The sequence below is a fragment of the Mesorhizobium sp. M0862 genome (genome assembly GCF_040319795.1).
Lineage (GTDB): Bacteria > Pseudomonadota > Alphaproteobacteria > Rhizobiales > Rhizobiaceae > Mesorhizobium.
Genome location: NZ_JAMYOJ010000012.1, coordinates 148,240 through 167,834 on the forward strand (window position 1 = coordinate 148,240; position 19,595 = coordinate 167,834).

Consider the following 19,595-nt stretch of genomic DNA (forward strand, 5'->3'; position numbering starts at 1 on the left):
TTTCCCCGCAATGGTAATTTTTGACAAGCTTTTCGGGTGAATGCGAACGAAAAGGCAAGGGAGTGCGGTTTTTCCGGAACTTCCTGAGTTTGCCAGAGTTCGATTCTCCGCTTACGCTTCAAGGGCCGCCCGACGCGGCTGTCGCGCAACAAAAAACAACACTAATGATGTGCGGGTCGCCGCCCGCGGGAGGTTTCCATGGCATCCGTTCCCTTCGACCAACTGGACGGCTTCATCTGGATCAACGGCGAGTTCGTCAAATGGGCCGACGCCAAGATCCACGTGCTGACCCACGGCCTGCACTATGCCAGCGCCGTCTTCGAGGGCGAGCGCGCCTATGGCGGCGCCATCTTCAAGCTCAATGAGCACACCGAGCGTCTGCATGAATCGGCGCGCCTGCTCGGCTTCAATATTCCCTATTCCGTGGCCGAGCTCAATGACGCCTCGACCACGCTTCTGAAGAAGCAGGGTTTCCAGGACGCCTATGTCAGGCCGATCGCCTGGCGCGGCAGCGAACAGATGGGGGTGTCGGCGCAGAACAGCCGCATCAACTGCGCCATCGCCATCTGGCAATGGCCGAGCTATTTCGACCCGGCGCAGAAGCTCAAGGGCATCCGTCTCGATCTGGCGGAATGGCGCCGGCCCGATCCGCGCACCGCGCCGTCGAAGTCGAAGGCCGCCGGCCTCTACATGATCTGCACCATGTCCAAGCATGCCGCCGAGGCCAAGGGCTATGCCGATGCCATGATGCTCGACTGGCGCGGCCAGGTCGCCGAAGCAACGGGCGCCAACATCTTCTTCGTCAAGGATGGCAAGATCCACACGCCGAAGCCCGATTGCTTCCTCGACGGCATCACCCGCCGCACCGTCATCGGCCTCGCCAAGGACCGCGGCCTTGAAGTCGTCGAGCGCGCCATCATGCCTGAGGAACTCGAAGGCTTCGAACAGTGCTTCCTCACCGGAACGGCAGCGGAAGTGACGCCGGTCTCCGAGATCGGTCCGTACCGATTCGAGGTCGGCGAGATCGACAAGACTTTGATGAACGACTATTCTGCTGCGGTGCAACCTAAGCATGCGATAGCCGCAGAATAACGAAAGTCACAGCTTTTTTCGCAAGCAGGGGCGGTTTTGAGGCCGGCCCCTTTATTTCAGCATCTGTGCATTTGACTTCGTACAATTCAGCGTCTCATGATGGTGTCGGCCCGGGAGGCTGGCAGCTATGGAGGGACTAGGTACATGGATACGAATACGCTCATTGCGCTCGTTGTACAGGTAATTGCAGGTGTTGTCGGTGGTCAGGCGGTCGGCGTTGCGCTGAAGAATGCGGCGATGGGCCAGTTGACCAAAATCCTCGGCGGCGCGGTTGGCGGCGTTGGCGGGGCGGCGATCCTCGGCAGCCTGCTCGGCGGCACGGCCGACCCGGCAGCGGCTGCAACGGCAGCGGGCGGATTGGGCGATACGCTGAACCTCAAAAACCTGCTCGGCGGCGCCGGCGGCGGCGCCATCCTGACCGGCATCATCGGTGCGGTCATGGGCGCGATGAAGAAGTAAGCCAACTAGATCATTCACCGTTTCACGGCGAATGATCTAGTTTGTTGTTTTACGCAATTCCGGACGGAAAACCGCTTTACACTTTTCCTGGAATTGCTTGAGACTGAGGCTTCGTCAAATGGGCGGCCGTTGGGCCGCCCATTTCTGTTTTAGGACGGACTGTTTGCCTTTCAGCAGTGGACGGCCTTCGCCCGCGCCTCTACATCACGCTGGAACAGCGAAAGGACAATCATGGGTCAGCTCAATGCCGGCATCGTGCCGGTCACGCCTTTCCAGCAGAACTGCACCATCCTGTTCGACATGGATGACAAGCATGGCGTCGTCGTCGATCCGGGCGGCGACATCGACAAGGTGCTGGCGGTGCTGAAGGACAATGCGATCACCGCCGCTGCGATCTGGATCACCCATGGCCACATCGATCACGCCGGCGGCGCCATGGAGCTGAAGGAAGCACTCGGCATCGAGATCATCGGCCCGCACGAAGCCGACAAGCTATTGCTCGACAATCTCGAGAACCAGGGCCAGCGCTACGGCATTGCCGGGGCGCGCAACTGCGTGCCCGACCGGTTTCTCGCAGAGGGCGAGACGGTTTCGTTCGGCTCACATATGTTCGAGGTGCTGCACTGCCCCGGCCATGCGCCCGGCCATGTCGTATACTACAATCGCGCGGCGAAGTTCGCTCATGTCGGCGACGTGCTGTTTCGCGGCTCGGTCGGGCGCACCGACCTGCCGGGCGGCGACCATGCGGCGCTGATCGCCTCGATTAAGAACAAGCTTTTGCCGCTCGGTGATGAGATCGGCTTCATCTGCGGCCACGGCCCGGGTGGCCGCTTTGGCGAGGAGAGGCGGACCAATCCCTTCCTGACTTAGCGATGTCTTTCTGCCAAAAAAAAGCGCTGGCCTTGCGGTCAGCGCTTTTTGTGGGACAGGGAAGCTCAATTCGCGACGCAGAAATGCTGCTCACCGTCATTGCCGGTGAACGTGCCGCTGCGGGCATTGAAGCTCCGGTAGCGGTCCGAGCAGTATTCGTACCAGTCGCGGGTCCACGGCTCGGCATAGCGGTCGGCATAGACGACCCGCGGTTCGGCATAGTAACGGCGCACCGGCGCCGGCCGCACTTCGCGGTAGTCGTAATCGTCATCATAGCTGCTGTAGCGCGGCTGCGGGTTGCTCAGCGCACCGGCGATCAGAGCGCCGGCCGCAAGGCCGACGACACCGGCCGCAAGCGCGTCGCCATTATGATGACGACCATGGCCATGATGCCAGCGGTTCCAGTCCTTGGCATTGGCGGCAGGCAAGGTGGCGAGGGTGGTCGCGGCGAGAGCGGCGCCCAGGATGGCGGTCTTGAAAATGCGATTCATTTTGGTCTCCTTCGTGCCGGCCCGGATAGTTTTCGGGGATGCGGTCCAGCCTAGGGGACGATTAATAGAAGACCGTGGCTGAACGGGGGCTGAACGGAATTGGCTGATACGATCCAGTTCTTGCGGCAAAACCAAGCGCGTACGCAAGGCGCTCCGCCTCGTCAATCTCCGTCCGGACTGTCTTGAGCCGGCTTAGCCGACCGACAGGTTGACGGCCTTTGGACCCTTGCCGCGCTTGTCCGGCTCGGTGTCGAATGTCACTTTTTGTCCATCCTCCAGACCGGAAAGACCCGAAGCCTGCACGGCCGAAATATGAACGAAGACATCCTTCTGCCCGTCGTCGGGCGTAATGAAGCCGAAGCCTTTGGCATGATTGAAGAATTTGACGGTGCCGGTCTGCGGCATGGGAAGCTCCCTTTGATCCCATAAAGTCCAGTTTCGGGCCGGCAAATGCCCGAAGGGAAATTTGTCCTTTATTTTAGCGCTATCGGCAAGAGAAAGTTTTGGCGACGGCGGCAACGCTGAAGGCTGGTCAAATAGATCGTGGCACCGAAGGCAATTCGCGCCAGACGATTGCTCCGGCGATCAGCCACGGCATTGACCGATAAAGCGTCCTTTGCCTCCGGCGACGGCGGTCATGAAAAAGGCGCAACGGGAAACGTCGCGCCTTCGAAACTCTGGACGGCTGACAAAGCCGGTTCAAACACGCTTTAGGTGCTTTTTCGAGCGCCCGACGGGCGCGCGGGCACCGCCGGTTCAGGCCGCGCGGAGGTTGACCGCCTTCGGACCCTTGCCCATGCGGTCGGGTTCAACGTCGAAGGTGACCTTCTGGCCGTCGACGAGGGTACGCAGGCCCGAGGCCTCGATCGCGGAAATGTGGACGAACACATCCTTGGCGCCGCCGTCGGGCGTGATGAAGCCGAAGCCTTTGGTCGCGTTGAAGAATTTAACGGTGCCGGTCTGGGCCATTGGGGAAACTCCTTCACCCGTGTCAGTCTTATGGTTTGCCCGCCGCCTGGCATCGTGGGCAAGTCCCGGTGGTTGCTTCGGCAGTCCTGCATTTGCGCATGGTAAAACCCCCCGCCGAAAATGGGGCCGTCAGAGATTCACAGTATCGGGGAAAGGTCGTCCAAAACGTTCCGCTCTCCGGGTCGCAAATGCCCGAACACAAAATTTATCGCACGGAAACGTGATCGTTGCAAGATAGCGCCGCGGGCCGCGTCCATCGACGCATCCCAACGAAGGCGCTTCGATAAACCTGGGTTCTTAAGTTTCATCAGCCAGAGCCCGGCCACGCATGGTCCAGCGGTTTGGTCCAGGGCCAAAGCAATGCGCGGGCCGGGCATCGCATGGCTCCCGCGCCGCAAACGGGGGTTGCATTTGGCAAGGGAATGGCGAGGATCGACAGGCGCGTTTTGCGCCGGGGACGGGGGTCTCGAGGGAGGCATATTCATGAGATTTCTTGCGACGATCTTCTCGCGCCAGGGTTTTACTATTCTCTTCCTGTCGGGTCTTCTTGCGGCCTGCACCGTCGTCGTCGATGACGGGCCGGGACCACGTCCGCGCCCGCCACGGCCGGAACCGGAATTCTGCACCAGGCAATACGAGCCGGTCTGCGCGCGGCGCGGCGGTGACCGCCAGACCTTCGCCAATGCCTGCCTTGCCGAACGGGAAGGCTACCGCATCGTTCGCGACGGCCCTTGCCGCGACGGCGGCGGTGGTGGCGGTGGTGGCGAAGAGCCGACATTCTGCACGCGCGAATACGCCCCGGTCTGCGCCCGCCGCCATGGCGAGCTGCGCACCTTTCCCAACGCCTGCGAGGCCCGTGCCGCCGACTACCGCGTCGTCGAGGACGGCCCCTGCTGATTTTTCCTTCTCCCCTGTCGGGTGAGTCCGCCGGAGGCGAATTCACCGTCCCACTGGCACGATAAAAAAGGCGGCGAATGCCGGGACCCTGCGAAGCAGCGGGGACCGGGCGGGTGGACCGGACCACCCTTGGTCCTTCGCAGGCTCAGGGCGTTCGAAACTCGAAAAGCCAACAATTGGCTTTTCGTCCGCTGCGCGGACCGCTTCTCACCTCCAAGGGAAGAAGGATACCTTGTCGAGCGTGGCTTCGTCGACGTCGCGCGAGCGGCTCGACGAAGAACGTCAAGCAAGCCTCCGTTGCAGAGTTTTGGGCGAGATCGTCAGTCCGAGATCGTCAGTCCATTGCCGGCAGGTGCGCCAGGCGCGCCCTGCCTGGTCAGCCCTTCGACTTCGGCTTCAGGCTGCTCTCTGCCTGCTTGACCGAGGAACCGAACGGGGAGGCGGCCTTGGCCACCACCTTGTCTTTCTTGGGCTTGCGCGTTTCGCGATTGCTGCGCTGCTGACCCTTGGCCATCTGTCTGCTCCTTCGTACGTGCTGGGTGGGTGCGGTGTCAGACTGCCTGGCTGTCGGGGACAGCCGGGGCGTCCGCTACTTCGAGGTTGTCTTCCGTGGTGACCCGCTCATAGGTCTCCTCCTCGCTGCGGATGCGATATTGCGGCGAGCCATCCTTGACCGGCAATCTGCTCTTGATCTGAAACAGCTCGGCGGTCTTCTGGGCGAGCCCGCTGCGGCTCTTCATGCGCACGGTCTGGCCGATGGCGAAGAGGTGCGAGGGCGTGTCGGTGCGCGGACGCGCATTCTGCTGGAAGCGGATCATGCTGCGTTCTCCTGGTCGCGCCTCAGCGCTGTTTCGAGTTCGAGGTAGTCGATGGCGACAAGCTGGCTGGTGGCCGGGTTCTTCACCGCCCTTGCCGGCAAATGGATGAAGGTGGCGACGCGACGCCAGGCAAGCCGCGACATGCCCTCGATCAGCTCTTCGTCGTGATCGATGTCATAGTCGCCGGCCGGCAGTTGCCCTTCCAGCCCGCCAAGCACGAAGGGTGCCGCGAAATGGGCGATGGAACGGGTGGTGCGATCCGGCATTGGCTTGGCTCTGGTTCGTCGATGCTTTCCGGCATCAACCGGGAACTCAACCATCGGCGATTGGAATGAGTTTGGCGGGTCGAGTATCTCCGACGCCGCTATATGCCAAGCTTGACCCAAAAAACGATCTCAGATCAATAATCCGAAATTGTTGGCTATTCAAGCTGATTTCCGCCACGGCTCGACCGGTATAAAAAATTTCTCGTATAAACCCCTAATAAATCTGCTATCGTGGAACAATATCAGCCAATTTCTTATTTAGAGCGCATCGGAATAATTATTCCGGTGCCCCTAAGATTATTTTTTACGAAAGGCAAAAATATATGAGATTCATGAAAACGCCGGATCGTCCGACCGCAACAATCGAGCCAATCGTCCTCTTCCCCAAGGCAATATCAGTGCGCCTGACGATAAGAAGCGACGAAGCGGCACGGCGCAAGATTGCCGACACCGACGGCACGCAACGGCGGGAGCGCCGGCTCGCCGAGAGCAACCGGCTGATTTGAACGCTACATTTTCCTGGAATTCCTCTAGAGTTTCGAAGAGGTCCGCGCCCTTGGCGAGCCCACTCTTCCCTTGAACCTGCAGCGCCGATGGCCTAGATCGCGGCAAGCGGACAAAACACGGCAGGTTTCCCATCAACAGAGATCAGAGAAGAGCGGCGGGTGCTGGAGCTGGCGGACAGCCGCCGCTGGGCCTCGACCAATATGTGCAGCAGGCGCTGCAGCTGCATCAGGCCGGGCGCCGGCAGGAGGCCGAGACGCTGTACCGGCAGGTGCTGGCGCGCAAGGCCAATCACCCGGCAGCGGCGCATTTCCTGGGCCTGTTGCTGCACCAGACCGGGCGCAGCCCCGAAGGGCTGGAGCTGATCGAGCAGTCTGTGCGTCTGCAGCCGAAGAATCCCGATTTCCTCAACAATCTCGGCACGGTGATGCGCGATCTCGGCCGCGTTGCCGCGTCCGCCGATTTCTTCCGCGGCGCGGTCGATCTCAAGCCCGACCAGCTCGCGGCACGCGACAATCTGGGTTCGGCGTTGAAACAGCTCGGCCAGTTCGAGGCTGCGGAGGACATCTATCGCGGCACAATCGGGCGCAATCCCTTCCATGTCCGCGCCCGCATCGGGCTTGCCGAAACGTTGCAGGAAGCCGGTCGTCTGGATGAGGCGCTGGCGACCTTTCGCGAGGCGCTGACGATCCGGCCCAAGGATGCCGACCTGTTGCATGGGCTCGGCGTCGGGCTGATGGAAAAAGGCAAGCTCGATGAAGCGGCAGACCTGTTTCGGCAGGCGTTGGCGATCACGCCAGGCATGGCAAAGGCCTGGCTGATGCTGACGCAGGTCAAGCGCCAGAAGGAGCGCGACGCCGAACTCGCCGGCATGGAGGCCCAGCATGCCAAGGCGCCGGCCGACAGCCTGGCGCGCATGCAGCTGTCCTTCGGTCTCGGCAAGGCCAATGACGATTTGAAGGACTACAACAGGGCCTTCGACTATTTCGCTGAAGGCAATGCGATCCGCCGCAAGGGCATCGATTATGATCCGGTCAGGACGCGGGCCGAATTCGAGGCGATGAAGACGGTGTTCAACGCCGGCTTTTTCGAAAAGCACAAGCCAAGTGCAATCTCCGACGACACCCCGATTTTCGTCGTCGGCATGCCGCGCTCCGGCACCACGCTGGTCGAACAGATCATCGCCAGCCATCCACAAGTCTATGGCGCGGGCGAGCTCAGCATGTTGAAAACCGCGGTCGGCAAGCAATTTCCGCTGACCATGCCGGGAGGTTTCCCCTGGGGACTGGTCGATGTATCCGACGCGGAGTTTGCGGAGGCGGGCCAAGCCTATCTCGACATGCTGCATGAGCGCTATCCCAACTTCAGGCATGTCACCGACAAGATGCCCGGCAACTTCCTGCTCATCGGCTTCATCCATATGATGCTGCCGAAAGCCAAGATCATCCATTGCGCGCGCGATGCGGCGGCGACCTGCCTTTCGATCTACAAGGTGCATTTCCGCGGCGACAACCACCGCTACGGCTATGATCTGGGCGAGCTCGCCGATTTCCACAATATCTACACCGACATCATGGCGCATTGGCACGATGTTCTGCCGGGCGTCGTGCATAACGTGCGTTACGAGGATTTCGTGGCCGACCAAGAGGGACAGACGCGGGCGCTGATCGGGCATCTCGGCCTGTCCTGGGACGACAAGGCGCTGTCGTTCCACGAGACCGACCGCCCGGTGCGCACGGCCTCGGCCGCGCAGGTGCGCCAGCCGATGTATCGGGGCTCGGTCGATCTCTGGAAGCGCTATGGCGACAGGTTGAAGCCGCTGCTGGACAAGCTGGCCTGAGCAGCGGCTAAAGCTCGATGAAGGGCTGGAAGCCGCCGAAGATCATGCGCTTCATATCGAAGGGCATGGGCCCCAAATCGGGTGTCAAACGGGGATCGGCCATCACCTTGGCCATTACCGCGTCGCGGCTTTGCCTGGACGAATAGACGGCCCAATCAAAGACGACGATCTCGTCGTCTTTTGCCTGAACGGCACGCGGAAACGAGGTCAACTCACCATAGGGCACGTCGTCGGCGGTACATTCGACATAGGCGAGCGCTCCGTGTTCCTTCCATATCGGGCCTGCGAGGTTGGCCAGCTTCTTGTAGTCATCGATATTTGCCTTCGGCACGGCGAGCACGAAACCATCGACATAGGACATTGGGTTTTCCTTGGAGTATCTCACAAAGCTCCTTACCGGCGTCAGCCGGTGAGGAGCTTTGTCAGCGGTGGTCAGTCTTTCTTCGCCGGCGCGTTCATCGCCCATTCGACCCCGAAGGGATCGCGCATGTTGCCCCACTGGTCGCCCCAGAACATCAGCTGCAGCGGCACTGCGACTTCGCAGCCGGCATCGACCGCGCGCTTCCACCAGCCATCGATCTCGTCGGCGCCGAGATGGAGCTGCATGGTATAGCCCTGCGGCTTGACGGCAGGCATGCCGTTTTCGGGGTAGAAATCGGAAATCATCAGCGTCGAGCCGTTGATGTGGAGATGGATGTGCATGGTGCGGCCCTGCTCATCGGGCGGATAGAAGAACACCTGCTCGGCGCCGAAGGCCTTCTTGTAGAATTCGGCGGCCTTGAAGGCGCCGTCCAGCTGCAGATAGGGGGTCAATCCACCGAGAACTTTCGCGGCCGGCTGAATGGGGGTCTGGTCGGTCATGTCTTGTTCCTCTTTGGGTTTGGTCTGGGCGCTTGGTCTGGCCTTTGCGAACCTCAGGACGAACGAGGCGGCGGCAATCCTACATGTCTGATGCGATTTTTTGGGCCGATGCGATTTTTGGGGTGAAATGAACTTGCGTCGGCGGCGCCCAATCAGAGCGCAATCCTCGGTATGAGCAGGCTAGAAAAGGGGACTGCTTCTCCAACCCGCTGAGACGACAATGATCCTCTATTACCAGACCCATTCGCCCTTTGCGCGCAAGGCGCTCGTCTTCGCCCATGAGGTCGGGCTTGCCGACCGGCTCGAGGTCATTCATCACGAGACCAGCCCGACCTTGCGCAATGCCCGTGTCTACGCCGAAAACCCGCTCGGCAAGGTGCCGGTGCTGCTGCGGCCGGATGCGCCGCCGCTCTTCGATTCCGATGTCATCTGCGCCTATCTGGATACGCTGCATGACGGCCGCAAATTGCTGCCGCAGGACGGCGAAGCGCGCTGGCAGGCGTTGCGGCTGCAGGCGGTCGCCCAAGGCCTGGCGCAGACGGGCATAGGCCTGCGCTGGGAGACGGAAAGGCGGCCCGAACAGTTGCGCTATGCAGCGCTTGCCGAAGGCTACCGGGAAAAAATCGAGGCCAGCTATGACTGGATCGAAAGCGCGCTGGACGCCGAGACATCGCTCCATGTCGGCCATATAGCGCTTGCCACCACGCTGTCCTGGATGGCGTTCCGCCAGCTGCCGTCCTTTCGCGCGCGGGCGCGGCTGACGCGCTGGTTCGAGGCGTTCGAAAAGCGTCGATCGATGCAGGCGACGCCGCTGTCTGGCGATACGCATGACTGAGCAACGGTCGCCCCGCGGCGGCCTGCATCGATCTTTCCCGACCGCATGGTCAGGGCGCCCTGCAGATCCGCGGGCCGTTTTGCGCGTCGATGAGGATTTCCGGCCAGCCGATATCCTTGCGCAGTTCGATCGGCAGGGCCAGAAGCTCGCGCTCGCTGCGATAGCGGGCGCGGTTCTGTGCGTATCGGGCGGCGACGCGGCCTATGGATGACAAAATGGACATGATGCGTTCTCCTCAGATGAAGCCGGCATCATCGTGTCGGCATCCCAAGGACGCAGCAGGTTCAGCCGATCCGACAGAACGCTGAAAATATTTGCGGGAGATGCGAAAGCATGGACCGCAACACGGTGCGGCCCATGGTGGTAGTTCCTCAGCCCGCCGTTTCAGCCACCGAGCGGAAGAAATCCTCGGGGTCTTCGACTTCGGTCAGCTTCCGCTTGTCGACCAGCCAGAAGCGGTTGCCGACGGCGCGGATGAAGGAGCGGTCATGCGAGGCGAGCACACAGCTCGCCTGGTGCTTGAGCAGTTCCTCCTCCAGCGCTTCCTGGCCGTCGATGTCGAGATGGTTGGTCGGCTCGTCCAGCAGGTAGAAGTTGGGGTGGGTGAGCCTGAGCGCCAGCATCATCAGCCGCGCCTTCTGGCCGCCGGACAGCACACCGATCTTTTTCTCCTGCATCTCAATGACCACGCCAGCGCCGGCAAGCAGCGAGCGGGCGCGTTGCTCGCCGACATCGTAGCGGTGCGAGACCAGGGCCAGCGGGGTCTCGTCGCCACTGATGCCGGCCAGCGCCTGGTCGCTGTAACCGAGCACCGTCGACGGCGTCACTTTGACGTTCGGCACCGTGTCCGGCTCGGCGATGGCGTTGCGGATCAGATCGACGAAACGCGACTTGCCGACGCCGTTGCGGCCGAGCAGCACGATGCGGTCGCCCTGGCAGATGTGGCGCTTGCCGGTCTTGAACAGCAGCGTGCCGTCCGGCGTTTCCACCGCGGCGTCGTCCAGCGTAATCAGCACCTTGGCATGGGTGCCGCGGTTGGCCAGCCGGATCGCGCCGGCTGATTTCTCGCGATGCGCCGATACCGCGGCGTCTTCCAGCTTCTCCGCCCGTTCCCTGAGTTGCTTGGTCTTCACCGTCAAAAGGTCGCTGCCGGAATTGATGCCGATGTTGTTGAGCTTGGCGGCCTGCTTGCGCAGTTGCTGCGCCACCTTCATGTCGCGCTCGAACCGGCGCGCCGTCGAAGCGTCCAGGTCGTCGAGCGCTTGCCTCGCCCTGGAATAGGGCAGTGCAAACACCGGCGAGTCCTCCGGGCGCAAGAACAGCGTGCGGTTGGTGACAGCGTCGAGAAAGGCGCGGTCGTGACTGGCGATGACCACCGGCACCTCGCGCGGCAGGGCGTTCAGCCAGCTTTCCAGCTGGCTGATCTTGGCGAGGTCGAGATGGTTGGTCGGCTCGTCGAGCAAAAGCACATCCGGATCGGTGACCCAGACGCGGGCGATCAGCGCCAGCCGCTGCCATCCGCCGCTCAGCGCCTGCATCGGCCGTTCGCGCATCGGCTCGGGCACGTCGAGCGAATCCAGCACCACATCGACGCGCCACATCTCGCTGTCGGCCTGCTCGGCCGGCAAGGCATCGGCCACCACCTGATGGAAGGTGCGGCTAAGAAGGGCAGGTGGAACCGACTGCTCGACATGGCCGACACGCAGGCCGCGCGTGCGAGAAATGTCGCCCGAGGTCGGCTCCAGCGCGCCGGTCAGGCATTTAAGCAAGGTCGACTTGCCACGGCCATTGGCGGCGACGATGCCGAGCCGGTCGCCGGCGCCGATGGTGAGGTCGAGGCTGGAAAACAGCGGCGCACTCATGGTGACGCCGAGGGATTTGAGGCTGATCAGGGCCATTTTGATTTCTCTGGTCTTGCCGGAGAGAACTCCGGATCCACTTTGACGGTGTGCTTGCCGGCCATCAGGCTCAGCTTTGCGCACCACGAAGGGCAGACCAAAAAAATCGAGCGGGAAAAAACCCGTGATGTCCCCGGTCAGCCCTGCAAGCGAACTCGCAGGGCAGAAATCGGGCCACGCTGACGATGGTGATCGATAGACACGCAGCCCTCCTTTCAAGACAAGACGTCGAGTGTGCGGAGCGATTACACCAAAGGCGGGGGTGGAGGCAAGTGGGCGACGGATGCGGCGGCGGTGGAGCGCTCTCCCTTCTCCCACAAGGGGAGAAGGAAAGAGGTGCTACTTCCCCGGCCGTCCCGTCTTTCCCGGCCGACGCTTTTCGCGGCGGGCGTCGGCGGGGTCTTCGTAGGAGCCGATGCCGGCGCGCTGGCGAATGATTGGCTTGGCGTCGCGTTCCTTCGCGCCCCCCTCTGCCCTGCCGGGCATCTCCCCCACTCGGGGGGAGATTGGCTGGGGCTTGGCCGGCACTTTTCCTTCGACCGGCTTTTCCGTGCGCCGCACGGTCATCTCGTCCAGCGAGTTTTTCTTGAACAGCGGCTTGGTGGCATCGCCCGGAATGCCGAAGTCGGAGCCGTGCGCCTCTTCGGCCGACTGTTTCTTGAACAGCGAGCGCGATACCGCTCCGGCCGGTGTCGGCATGTCGGTGCCTGGGCCCATGTCGTCGATCGAGGGCTTGGCGAACAGTGGCTTCTTTACCGGCACGGCGCCGTCGGCGCCCATTTCGTCGAGCGCCGGCTTGCGAAAGAGGTTGGACCGGGCAGCCCTGGCCGCCTCTTCGGCGGCACGTGCCTCATCGAACTTGCGGAACCGCTCCTGTTCCTCAGCCGTACGGTGCTTGGCCACGCCCTTGTTGTGCTTGCCCTTCTCGCGGCCCGAAACCGGGCTTTCCATGTCGGCATATTTGGCCAGCGGGTCTTCCGAGATGGACAGTTCCATCTCGCGCAGCCGCTTGATCTCGTCACGGATGCGGGCGGCCTTCTCGAAGTCGAGATTGGCGGCGGCGTCGCGCATCTGCTTTTCCATGGCGTCGAGATGAGCCTTGAGATTGTTGCCCATCATCGCACCGGCGCCGTCGGTGAACTGCGAGATATCGGCGCGGACATGGTCCTTCTCGTAGACCGAGTCCAGAATGTCGGAGATGCGCGACTTCACCGATTCCGGGGTGATGCCGTTGGCCGCGTTCCATTCCATCTGCTTTTCGCGGCGGCGGTTGGTCTCGGCCATCGCCCGCTCCATCGAGCCGGTGACCTGGTCGGCATAGAGGATGACCTTGCCGTCGACGTTGCGGGCGGCGCGACCGATGGTCTGGATCAGCGACGTCTCGGAGCGCAGGAAGCCCTCCTTGTCGGCGTCGAGGATGGCGACGAAACCGCATTCGGGAATGTCGAGGCCTTCGCGCAGCAGGTTGATGCCGACCAGCACGTCGAAAGCGCCGAGGCGGAGATCGCGCAGAATCTCGATGCGCTCCAGCGTGTCGATGTCGGAGTGCATGTAGCGAACGCGCACGCCTTGCTCATGCAAATATTCGGTCAGGTCTTCGGCCATGCGCTTGGTCAAAACGGTGACCAGCGTGCGGTAGCCGGCGGCCGTGGTGTCGCGGATTTCGCCGACGACATCGTCGACCTGGCTTTTCGCCGGGCGGACTTCGACCGGCGGATCGATCAGGCCGGTCGGGCGGATGACCTGCTCGGCGAACACGCCGCCGGCCTGTTCCATCTCCCAGGCGCCGGGTGTCGCAGAAACCGCGACGGAGAGCGGACGCATGGCGTCCCATTCCTCGAAGCGCAACGGGCGATTATCCATGCAGGAGGGCAGGCGAAAACCATACTCCGCCAGTGTCGCCTTGCGCCGAAAGTCGCCACGATACATGCCGCCGATCTGCGGCACGGTAACGTGGCTTTCGTCGATGAAGACCAGCGCATTGTCGGGGATATATTCGAACAAAGTCGGCGGCGGATCGCCCGGCTGGCGTCCCGTGAGATAGCGCGAATAGTTCTCGATGCCGGCGCAGGAGCCGGTGGCTTCCAGCATCTCAAGATCGAAGCGGCAGCGCTGTTCGAGCCGCTGTGCCTCCAGCAGGCGGCCGGCGCGCTCGAGCTCGACCAGCCGGTGCTTGAGCTCCTCCTTGATCGACTTGATCGCCTGGTTGAGCGTTGGACGCGGCGTCACATAGTGCGAGTTGGCGTAGATCTTGACGCTCTTCAGCTCGCCGGTCTTCTGGCCGGTGAGCGGATCGAATTCGGTGATCGCCTCGATCTCGTCGCCGAACATCGAGATGCGCCAGGCGCGGTCCTCAAGGTGGGCCGGGAAGATTTCGATCGTGTCGCCGCGCACGCGGAACGAGCCGCGCACGAAATTGATGTCCTGGCGCTTGTACTGCTGGGCGACGAGGTCGGCGAGCAGCGCCCGCTGGTCGAGCCGATCGCCGATCTGCATCTGGAAGGTCATCGCCGTGTAGGTCTCGACCGAGCCGATACCGTAGATGCAGGACACCGAGGCGACGATGATGACGTCGTCGCGCTCGAGCAGCGAACGCGTCGCCGAATGGCGCATGCGGTCGATCTGCTCGTTGATCGAGGATTCCTTCTCGATGAAAGTGTCGGTGCGCGGAACGTAGGCTTCCGGTTGGTAGTAGTCGTAATAGGAGACGAAATACTCCACCGCATTGTCTGGGAAGAATTTCTTGAACTCGGAATAGAGCTGCGCGGCCAGCGTTTTGTTGGGCGCCAGGATCAAAGCAGGGCGCTGCGTCTGCTCGATCACCTTGGCCATGGTGAAGGTTTTGCCGGAGCCGGTGACGCCGAGCAGCACCTGAGTGCGATCATTGTTGTCGACGCCCTCGACAAGATCCTTGATGGCGGTCGGCTGGTCGCCGGCCGGCTCGAAATCCGACACCATCTTGATGGCGATGCCGCCTTCGGATTTTTCCGGGCGGGCAGGGCGGTGCGGCGTCCACAGCACGCCGTCCTTGTGCAAGGGGTTGCCGGATTCGATCAGCGCCGACAGCGCCGCGACCGTGGCGGTGACGCTGCCCGAGGCCATGGTCTCGGCGTCTTCCAGCGAGATGTCGAGGCCGGCGACCGGATTGAGGCCGGCTGCGGTGCGTTCGCGGGCCGTGGCCGCGCCGCCCATCGAGGTGCCGCGCGAACTGCGGCCGGGCGCAGCGGACCGCTCCGGGATCTTTTTCGCGGACTTTGGCGATCTACCATCGCCCTTACCGGTGAGACGCCCTTCCTTCTCGGCCTCCTGCTCTATCTGCTCTGCCCAGTCGGCAATCGAGCCGCTCAGCGGCGTGCCGGTGAAATCGGCTTGCGGCGCTTCGGCGAAGCCGCCCTTGTGCAGGGGCTCCGAGGCATCGAGGAAATCGGTCAGCGGGCTGCGCCGCTTGGGCGGCGAAGCGCTGTTGTCACCCGCCGGAGACGGTGTCTTTTTCTCGGGAAGTTTGGCCATGCCCCAAATATGGGCAGAGTCCGCCAAAATGGAAAGAGTGCAGTGGCAAGGGACACTAAGCGGGTCGAAGCTCCTGACACAAGGGTGTCAGGAGCTGTGTCACGCAAAGCCGGGCCACCTGCTCAATTGAACCACAGCGCGAAGGTCAAAAACCCACCGCCACCGAACTGACGCTGGATCTGGTCGAACTCGCCGCTGGTCACGATCTCACCGCTCTCGAGGTAGGGCGCGATGGCCGGGCCGGTAATCGACAGCACGAGGTCGAAAGGCTTCGGTTCTTCGAAGAAACGCTTCATGTTGATGCCCTGGCCGGTGCTGGCCGTGATGCGGAAATGCGGCAGCAGCTTGCGGCCTTCCAAAAGGTCTTCGGCCATGGTCAGAGTGGCGAGCCAGGCCTCGACCTGCTCCTCGCCGACTTCGAGCCCGGTGAGCGGGTTCTCGCCCTTCTGCTGCGGTCCCGGCAACCATTCGCGGTCATTGTCGGTCTCGGCGCGGATCGCCTTCCAGTCCTGGCGCGACAGCCGGATCATTTCGAGCAGATGGCGGCGCGCCGCTTGACGTCGCTCGGGCTCGACCACCGGCCAGTTGACGAGGTGAACCATGGAGATGAAATCCGCGATGCGCCATTCCGATGAGAAGATGCTGCTGCCCATGTCCCCGGCGGGAGGCACGAGAATGTCCTGCAGCGGCAGTTTGGCGCGCGGAAACAGCATGTGGAACGAGCCGTCGAACATGGTCCTGAAATCATGCGCCAGCCAGAAATCGGCCTGCGCCATCAGGAATTCGGCATAGCCCTGCAGCCAGAAACCGTCGGCCCGATCGAAGCGGAATGTGAGCGAGGGAGCGGCGCCGTCCGACGAGATACCGCCGCGCGACAGCGCGGCCATGACCGCCGCGATGCTTTCATCCGGCGTGATACTGCCGTCCTCGTTGAGATCGATGCCGGCATGGGTGAGGTCGACGACCATGCCGATAGCGGCTCCCGCGGGCACCGAACCCAGTGTCGCCGCCGACCGTTCCAACCGGTCGCGAAAGGCGACCAGGATGGCGCGGAACTGCTCATAGGTCAGCGGTTCGGGATTGGGATTGTCCGGAACCGGCAGCCGCATCAGCGGCAGCATGAAGGATTGCGGGCTTTCGAACCCGTGGCGGTGCAGGCCGCCGGCCAGGATTTCCAGGGCGGTGAAGAATTCGCCGGCGCCGGCGGCGAAGGCTGACGCCGGATCGCCTTTCGCTGCAGACTCAAGCGTTGTGAGCGCACGGTTGCGCTCAGCCACCGTTTTGGCCTCGAACAGCGCGGTCGCTGCTTCGGGCGCGGCGGCGTGGGCCGAAGATAAAGGCAGCAACAGGAGGAAGGCGGACGCCAGCAGGCCTGCAAAACGTGTCATCTCATTCCTCCACTATGCCATTGCGCAGACATTACACGCATTTGGCGCCGTGTCTGCCGGCGGCAGTGTTCAAGGACTGACGGTCGACACTTCCCGGGCAGACCGTCTACACAAGCTAACCGATTGGGCAAACGATTGGGCGTCGCGTGTCGAACTATCCGCTTTCCTACAAACTGTCATGGCTGCCGCGCTTCCTGAAACCATCTCTCGGCGGCGATGTCAGGGATTTTGCACCGAGGGCGACGACGACGATCATCGATCCGCCGCCGGGGCGGAAGGTGCGGCTGGCCTTTGTCGGCGATATTTCGGCGGTGGCCAACCGTAGTGCGCCGGAGTGCGATTCGGAAATCGCAAAGCTCTTGGGCTCAGCCGATCTGGTGATCGGCAATTGCGAAAGTCCGGTCGTCGAGCGGCCGAGCGTGGCGTTTGGCACGCGGCTTGGCACGCACCATGCGATGAGCGAGCGGTTTCTTGCCGCGGCGCTTGCCGCCGTAGGCATCGCGCGTGAAAAGCTCGTGCTGTCGCTGGCCAACAACCACGTGCTCGACCAGGGCGTCGCCGGTTTCGACGAGACCGTTGCGGCGTTGAAGCGGCTTGGAATCCGCACCATCGGCACCGCGAAAAAAGGACCGGTCGAGCAGGTCAAGGCCGGGCCGCTGACGATCGGCTTTGCCGCCTTCACACTGTGGCGCAATGGTGACGCCGGGCCATTCACCGAGCTTGTCTCGATGCAAGGCGATCCGGCGGCATGGCCGAGAGGCGCGGCCGACAAGAACATCGATCTCACCTGTGCGGTGCCGCACTGGGACTGGGAGTTCCGGCATTTTCCGCAGCCGCAAACGCAAACGCTGGCGAGGTTGCTGGCCGGTCACGGCGTGGGGCTGATTGCCGGGCACCACGCCCATGTCGTGCAGCCGGTGCAATGGGTCGGCAAGACGCTCGTGGCTTACGGGCTTGGCGACTTCCTCGGCACGGCGCTGGCGCGACAGCCCTGGCCCGGCCGCATCGGCGGCATTTTCGTCGTCGATGTCAGCGCCGATCTCGGCAAGCGCGGCGCGATCGCCGGCTACCGGATGCATCCCTTCATGCGGCTGCGCTCAGGCGGGCATGAGCGGTTGGTTCCGGTCGAGGCGCTGACTGGCCGGATGAAGGGCAAGGTCGAAGCCAGGCTGAAGGCGATCTTTGGCGACTGACGACTTTCCCGCTATTATAGGCATAAACGGACTTGCGAGGGGGCGATGGAAGCAGCTGAGTTCATGCCTGATGAAGCGGTGGTCGCCGGCATCAGGAAGAATATCGAGATCTATGAGGCTGGACGGGCTTCGGCCTACCGCCAGGTGCGCTGGCGGGTGCCGGTGTTTCTGGGGCTGCTGCTGGTTTTTGTCGTGCTGGTGGCCTGGCTGTTCAACAAGGTCGCTGACTTGAACGAGCAATGGTTCTCGACGCCGCATGTGTTCCTCTATGCCGGCGGTTTCTTCGCGGCGCTGCTGCTGTACTTCCTGGCGATCAGGCCGGCGACGAGGCTGCAGCAATCGTTCCGTGACACGCTGCTGCCGATCATCTTCGGCTTCATCAGGGATGTGCGCTATCAGCACAGCGTGACGCCGAATTCCTTCGACCGGCTGCCGCGCGCCGTGGTCGGCGCCTTCAACCGGCAGAGCTTCGACGACATCGTGTCAGGCCGCTACGAGGATTTTCCGTTCGAGCTCTACGAGGCGGAGTTGCGCCAAGGTTCGGGCAAAGGCTCGTCGACGGTCTTCAAGGGCGTCATCGTTGCGTTCGAGACGATCGCGCCGTTCCCCGGCATATTGGTTGCGACGCGCCGCAGCAACGCGGTGGTCGGTTTCTTCCGCGGCATCTTCGCCGGCAAGATGCAGGAACTGTCCAGCGGCGATCCGCTGCTCGACGGCGACTACGAATTTCGCACCGACAATGTCGCCGCCGCGCAGCCGCTGGTGAGCGGCCGGTTGGCGCAGGCGCTGAAATGGCTGCACGAGACATGGCGCGATGATCCGGCGCGGGTGGCACTTAATGGCAGCGATGGCTTCCTGCTCTTGCCGCAGCCGAAGAATTTCTTCGAACTGCCCGCCATTTCCGTGCCGCTCGATTACACCAAGCACATCGCGCCGATGATCGCCGATATGGGCGCGATCTTGGCGACGGCGGCGCTGGTGCGCAAGATCGGCGCGACGGATGGCGAGGCCTAAAGCGCCGCGCGTCGAAACGAATTCATGCGACGCGCTTCAGGTCTTGTTTTCATGCATATCGTTGCCCCAAAACGGCGGTCCTGTTTGGGCGCATGCATTAGCCAGGCTGCCGCGCGTCAGCAGGCGAAGCCGTAGTTCTGGCGATAATATTCGACGTCTTCTTGCGCCATCGTCTTGAACATCACGCAGACGGTGAAGCTGCCGACCTGGCGACCGTTTTTGGTGTAGCCCCAGTCGGAAATATCGTCCGGTTGAATTCGAGTTCCTGGCCGGCCACGACATTGTGCACCGCTTGCGGCTCATTGGCCAATGTTCCTGCAAAGCCGGTCGCGGTCTTGTGGAAGGGGATGATCCAGAAATGCTCCGAGGCGTCTCCGTCCCTGACCTCGACTTTCAATTTGTAGCTGGTTGTCCCGGCTGGCGGCGCATCCGACAAGGACAGGAATTCATCGAGGCTGGCGCGCGCCTGCGCAATGGCCGCCGCCATGTCCGGATCGTCCCTGGCGACGCCTACAACCTTGTCGCCGCCCTGGCCGGAATCCTGCGCACCGGCCGGAATCGGCGCCAAGGCCAGCACCAGGGACAGCACGGTTCGAACTGCATGCTTCATGAAATGGCGCTCCTGCGTGTCGATGCCTGACACCATCATGCATCTATCTGGAGTTTTCAACGGCAGTGCGACAGCGTGGT

General features: G+C 62.5%; 21 protein-coding genes and 1 pseudogene. 9 read left to right on the forward strand and 13 right to left on the reverse strand.

From position 1 onward, the window contains the following. Window positions 1-198: 198 nt before the first annotated feature. From NKI15_RS19430 to NKI15_RS19440, 3 genes are all read left to right on the forward strand, one after another. Window positions 199-1,092 carry a branched-chain amino acid aminotransferase gene (locus tag NKI15_RS19430; RefSeq protein WP_023701589.1) on the forward strand — a complete coding sequence of 298 codons (894 nt, stop codon included), beginning with the start codon at window positions 199-201 and terminating at the stop codon, window positions 1,090-1,092. A 144-nt stretch (window positions 1,093-1,236) separates the two neighbouring features. Continuing rightward, window positions 1,237-1,551: a hypothetical protein gene (locus NKI15_RS19435; protein WP_023672022.1), complete on the forward strand. Its 315-nt coding sequence runs from the start codon at window positions 1,237-1,239 to the stop codon at window positions 1,549-1,551. Between the two features lie 231 nt (window positions 1,552-1,782). Next, window positions 1,783-2,421 (forward strand): MBL fold metallo-hydrolase, encoded by a 639-nt coding sequence (locus NKI15_RS19440; RefSeq protein WP_023695789.1) that lies wholly within the window; start codon window positions 1,783-1,785, stop codon window positions 2,419-2,421. 65 nt (window positions 2,422-2,486) lie between these two features. Here the strand turns inward: NKI15_RS19440 and NKI15_RS19445 are convergent, their stop codons facing one another. The 3 genes from NKI15_RS19445 to NKI15_RS19455 form a co-directional block, all read right to left on the reverse strand. After that, the gene (locus NKI15_RS19445; RefSeq protein ID WP_023672020.1) at window positions 2,487-2,912 is read right to left on the reverse strand and encodes a BA14K family protein; all 426 of its coding nucleotides are present in this window, start codon (window positions 2,910-2,912) and stop codon (window positions 2,487-2,489) included. Between the two features lie 192 nt (window positions 2,913-3,104). Beyond that, the gene (locus NKI15_RS19450; protein ID WP_023672019.1) at window positions 3,105-3,317 is read right to left on the reverse strand and encodes a cold-shock protein; all 213 of its coding nucleotides are present in this window, start codon (window positions 3,315-3,317) and stop codon (window positions 3,105-3,107) included. A gap of 351 nt (window positions 3,318-3,668) precedes the next feature. Continuing rightward, a complete protein-coding gene (locus NKI15_RS19455) occupies window positions 3,669-3,881 on the reverse strand; it encodes a cold-shock protein (RefSeq protein ID WP_006202520.1) in 213 nt (70 codons plus the stop codon). A gap of 483 nt (window positions 3,882-4,364) precedes the next feature. On the opposite strand from NKI15_RS19455, the gene NKI15_RS19460 reads away from it, so the two are divergent. Beyond that, window positions 4,365-4,778, forward strand: a complete 414-nt coding sequence (locus NKI15_RS19460) for a Kazal-type serine protease inhibitor domain-containing protein (protein WP_023672018.1) — start codon at window positions 4,365-4,367, stop codon at window positions 4,776-4,778. Between the two features lie 376 nt (window positions 4,779-5,154). Here the strand turns inward: NKI15_RS19460 and NKI15_RS19465 are convergent, their stop codons facing one another. Genes NKI15_RS19465 through NKI15_RS19475 form a run of 3 tightly spaced genes read right to left on the reverse strand, consistent with a single transcriptional unit; the run spans window position 5,155 to window position 5,862 of the window. After that, on the reverse strand, window positions 5,155-5,292 hold the full coding sequence (locus NKI15_RS19465; protein ID WP_023683725.1) for a hypothetical protein: 138 nt from the start codon (window positions 5,290-5,292) through the stop codon (window positions 5,155-5,157). A 37-nt stretch (window positions 5,293-5,329) separates the two neighbouring features. Further along, window positions 5,330-5,596 (reverse strand): hypothetical protein, encoded by a 267-nt coding sequence (locus NKI15_RS19470; RefSeq protein WP_023672015.1) that lies wholly within the window; start codon window positions 5,594-5,596, stop codon window positions 5,330-5,332. Continuing rightward, window positions 5,593-5,862 carry a hypothetical protein gene (locus NKI15_RS19475; RefSeq protein WP_023672014.1) on the reverse strand — a complete coding sequence of 90 codons (270 nt, stop codon included), beginning with the start codon at window positions 5,860-5,862 and terminating at the stop codon, window positions 5,593-5,595. The genes NKI15_RS19470 and NKI15_RS19475 overlap by 4 nt, the downstream gene beginning before the upstream one ends. Window positions 5,863-6,185: 323 nt before the next feature. Between NKI15_RS19475 and NKI15_RS19480 the strand changes: the two genes are divergently transcribed. Both NKI15_RS19480 and NKI15_RS19485 read left to right on the forward strand, forming a co-directional pair. Next, window positions 6,186-6,368 carry a hypothetical protein gene (locus NKI15_RS19480; RefSeq protein WP_023683727.1) on the forward strand — a complete coding sequence of 61 codons (183 nt, stop codon included), beginning with the start codon at window positions 6,186-6,188 and terminating at the stop codon, window positions 6,366-6,368. 203 nt (window positions 6,369-6,571) lie between these two features. Further along, window positions 6,572-8,206, forward strand: coding sequence for a tetratricopeptide repeat-containing sulfotransferase family protein (locus NKI15_RS19485; protein ID WP_023701593.1), 1,635 nt, complete (start codon window positions 6,572-6,574; stop codon window positions 8,204-8,206). 7 nt (window positions 8,207-8,213) lie between these two features. Here the strand turns inward: NKI15_RS19485 and NKI15_RS19490 are convergent, their stop codons facing one another. Next, complete coding sequence (locus tag NKI15_RS19490; protein ID WP_023701594.1) at window positions 8,214-8,567, reverse strand: DUF1428 domain-containing protein; 354 nt, start codon at window positions 8,565-8,567, stop codon at window positions 8,214-8,216. A 71-nt stretch (window positions 8,568-8,638) separates the two neighbouring features. Beyond that, window positions 8,639-9,067: a VOC family protein gene (locus NKI15_RS19495; protein ID WP_023705894.1), complete on the reverse strand. Its 429-nt coding sequence runs from the start codon at window positions 9,065-9,067 to the stop codon at window positions 8,639-8,641. A 220-nt stretch (window positions 9,068-9,287) separates the two neighbouring features. On the opposite strand from NKI15_RS19495, the gene NKI15_RS19500 reads away from it, so the two are divergent. Further along, complete coding sequence (locus NKI15_RS19500; protein ID WP_023691562.1) at window positions 9,288-9,902, forward strand: glutathione S-transferase family protein; 615 nt, start codon at window positions 9,288-9,290, stop codon at window positions 9,900-9,902. 49 nt (window positions 9,903-9,951) lie between these two features. Here NKI15_RS19500 and NKI15_RS19505 read toward each other — a convergent pair whose 3' ends face one another. From NKI15_RS19505 to NKI15_RS19520, 4 genes are all read right to left on the reverse strand, one after another. Further along, window positions 9,952-10,125: a hypothetical protein gene (locus tag NKI15_RS19505; protein WP_023672009.1), complete on the reverse strand. Its 174-nt coding sequence runs from the start codon at window positions 10,123-10,125 to the stop codon at window positions 9,952-9,954. Window positions 10,126-10,273: 148 nt separating this feature from the next. Further along, on the reverse strand, window positions 10,274-11,800 hold the full coding sequence (locus tag NKI15_RS19510; RefSeq protein WP_352513938.1) for an ABC-F family ATP-binding cassette domain-containing protein: 1,527 nt from the start codon (window positions 11,798-11,800) through the stop codon (window positions 10,274-10,276). 339 nt (window positions 11,801-12,139) lie between these two features. Next, entirely contained in the window at window positions 12,140-15,310 is a 3,171-nt protein-coding gene (gene uvrB / locus NKI15_RS19515) for an excinuclease ABC subunit UvrB (protein ID WP_023705891.1), read from the reverse strand. A gap of 122 nt (window positions 15,311-15,432) precedes the next feature. Continuing rightward, complete coding sequence (locus tag NKI15_RS19520) at window positions 15,433-16,698, reverse strand: hypothetical protein (RefSeq protein WP_352513937.1); 1,266 nt, start codon at window positions 16,696-16,698, stop codon at window positions 15,433-15,435. A gap of 146 nt (window positions 16,699-16,844) precedes the next feature. On the opposite strand from NKI15_RS19520, the gene NKI15_RS19525 reads away from it, so the two are divergent. Together NKI15_RS19525 and NKI15_RS19530 are read left to right on the forward strand one after the other, a co-directional pair. Next, window positions 16,845-17,891, forward strand: a complete 1,047-nt coding sequence (locus NKI15_RS19525; protein ID WP_023749775.1) for a CapA family protein — start codon at window positions 16,845-16,847, stop codon at window positions 17,889-17,891. A 45-nt stretch (window positions 17,892-17,936) separates the two neighbouring features. Continuing rightward, entirely contained in the window at window positions 17,937-18,905 is a 969-nt protein-coding gene (locus NKI15_RS19530) for a DUF3137 domain-containing protein (protein WP_023749774.1), read from the forward strand. A 116-nt stretch (window positions 18,906-19,021) separates the two neighbouring features. On the opposite strand, the pseudogene NKI15_RS19535 reads toward NKI15_RS19530, so the two are convergent. Continuing rightward, window positions 19,022-19,554: pseudogene (locus tag NKI15_RS19535) on the reverse strand (YegJ family protein). Window positions 19,555-19,595: the final 41 nt, after the last annotated feature.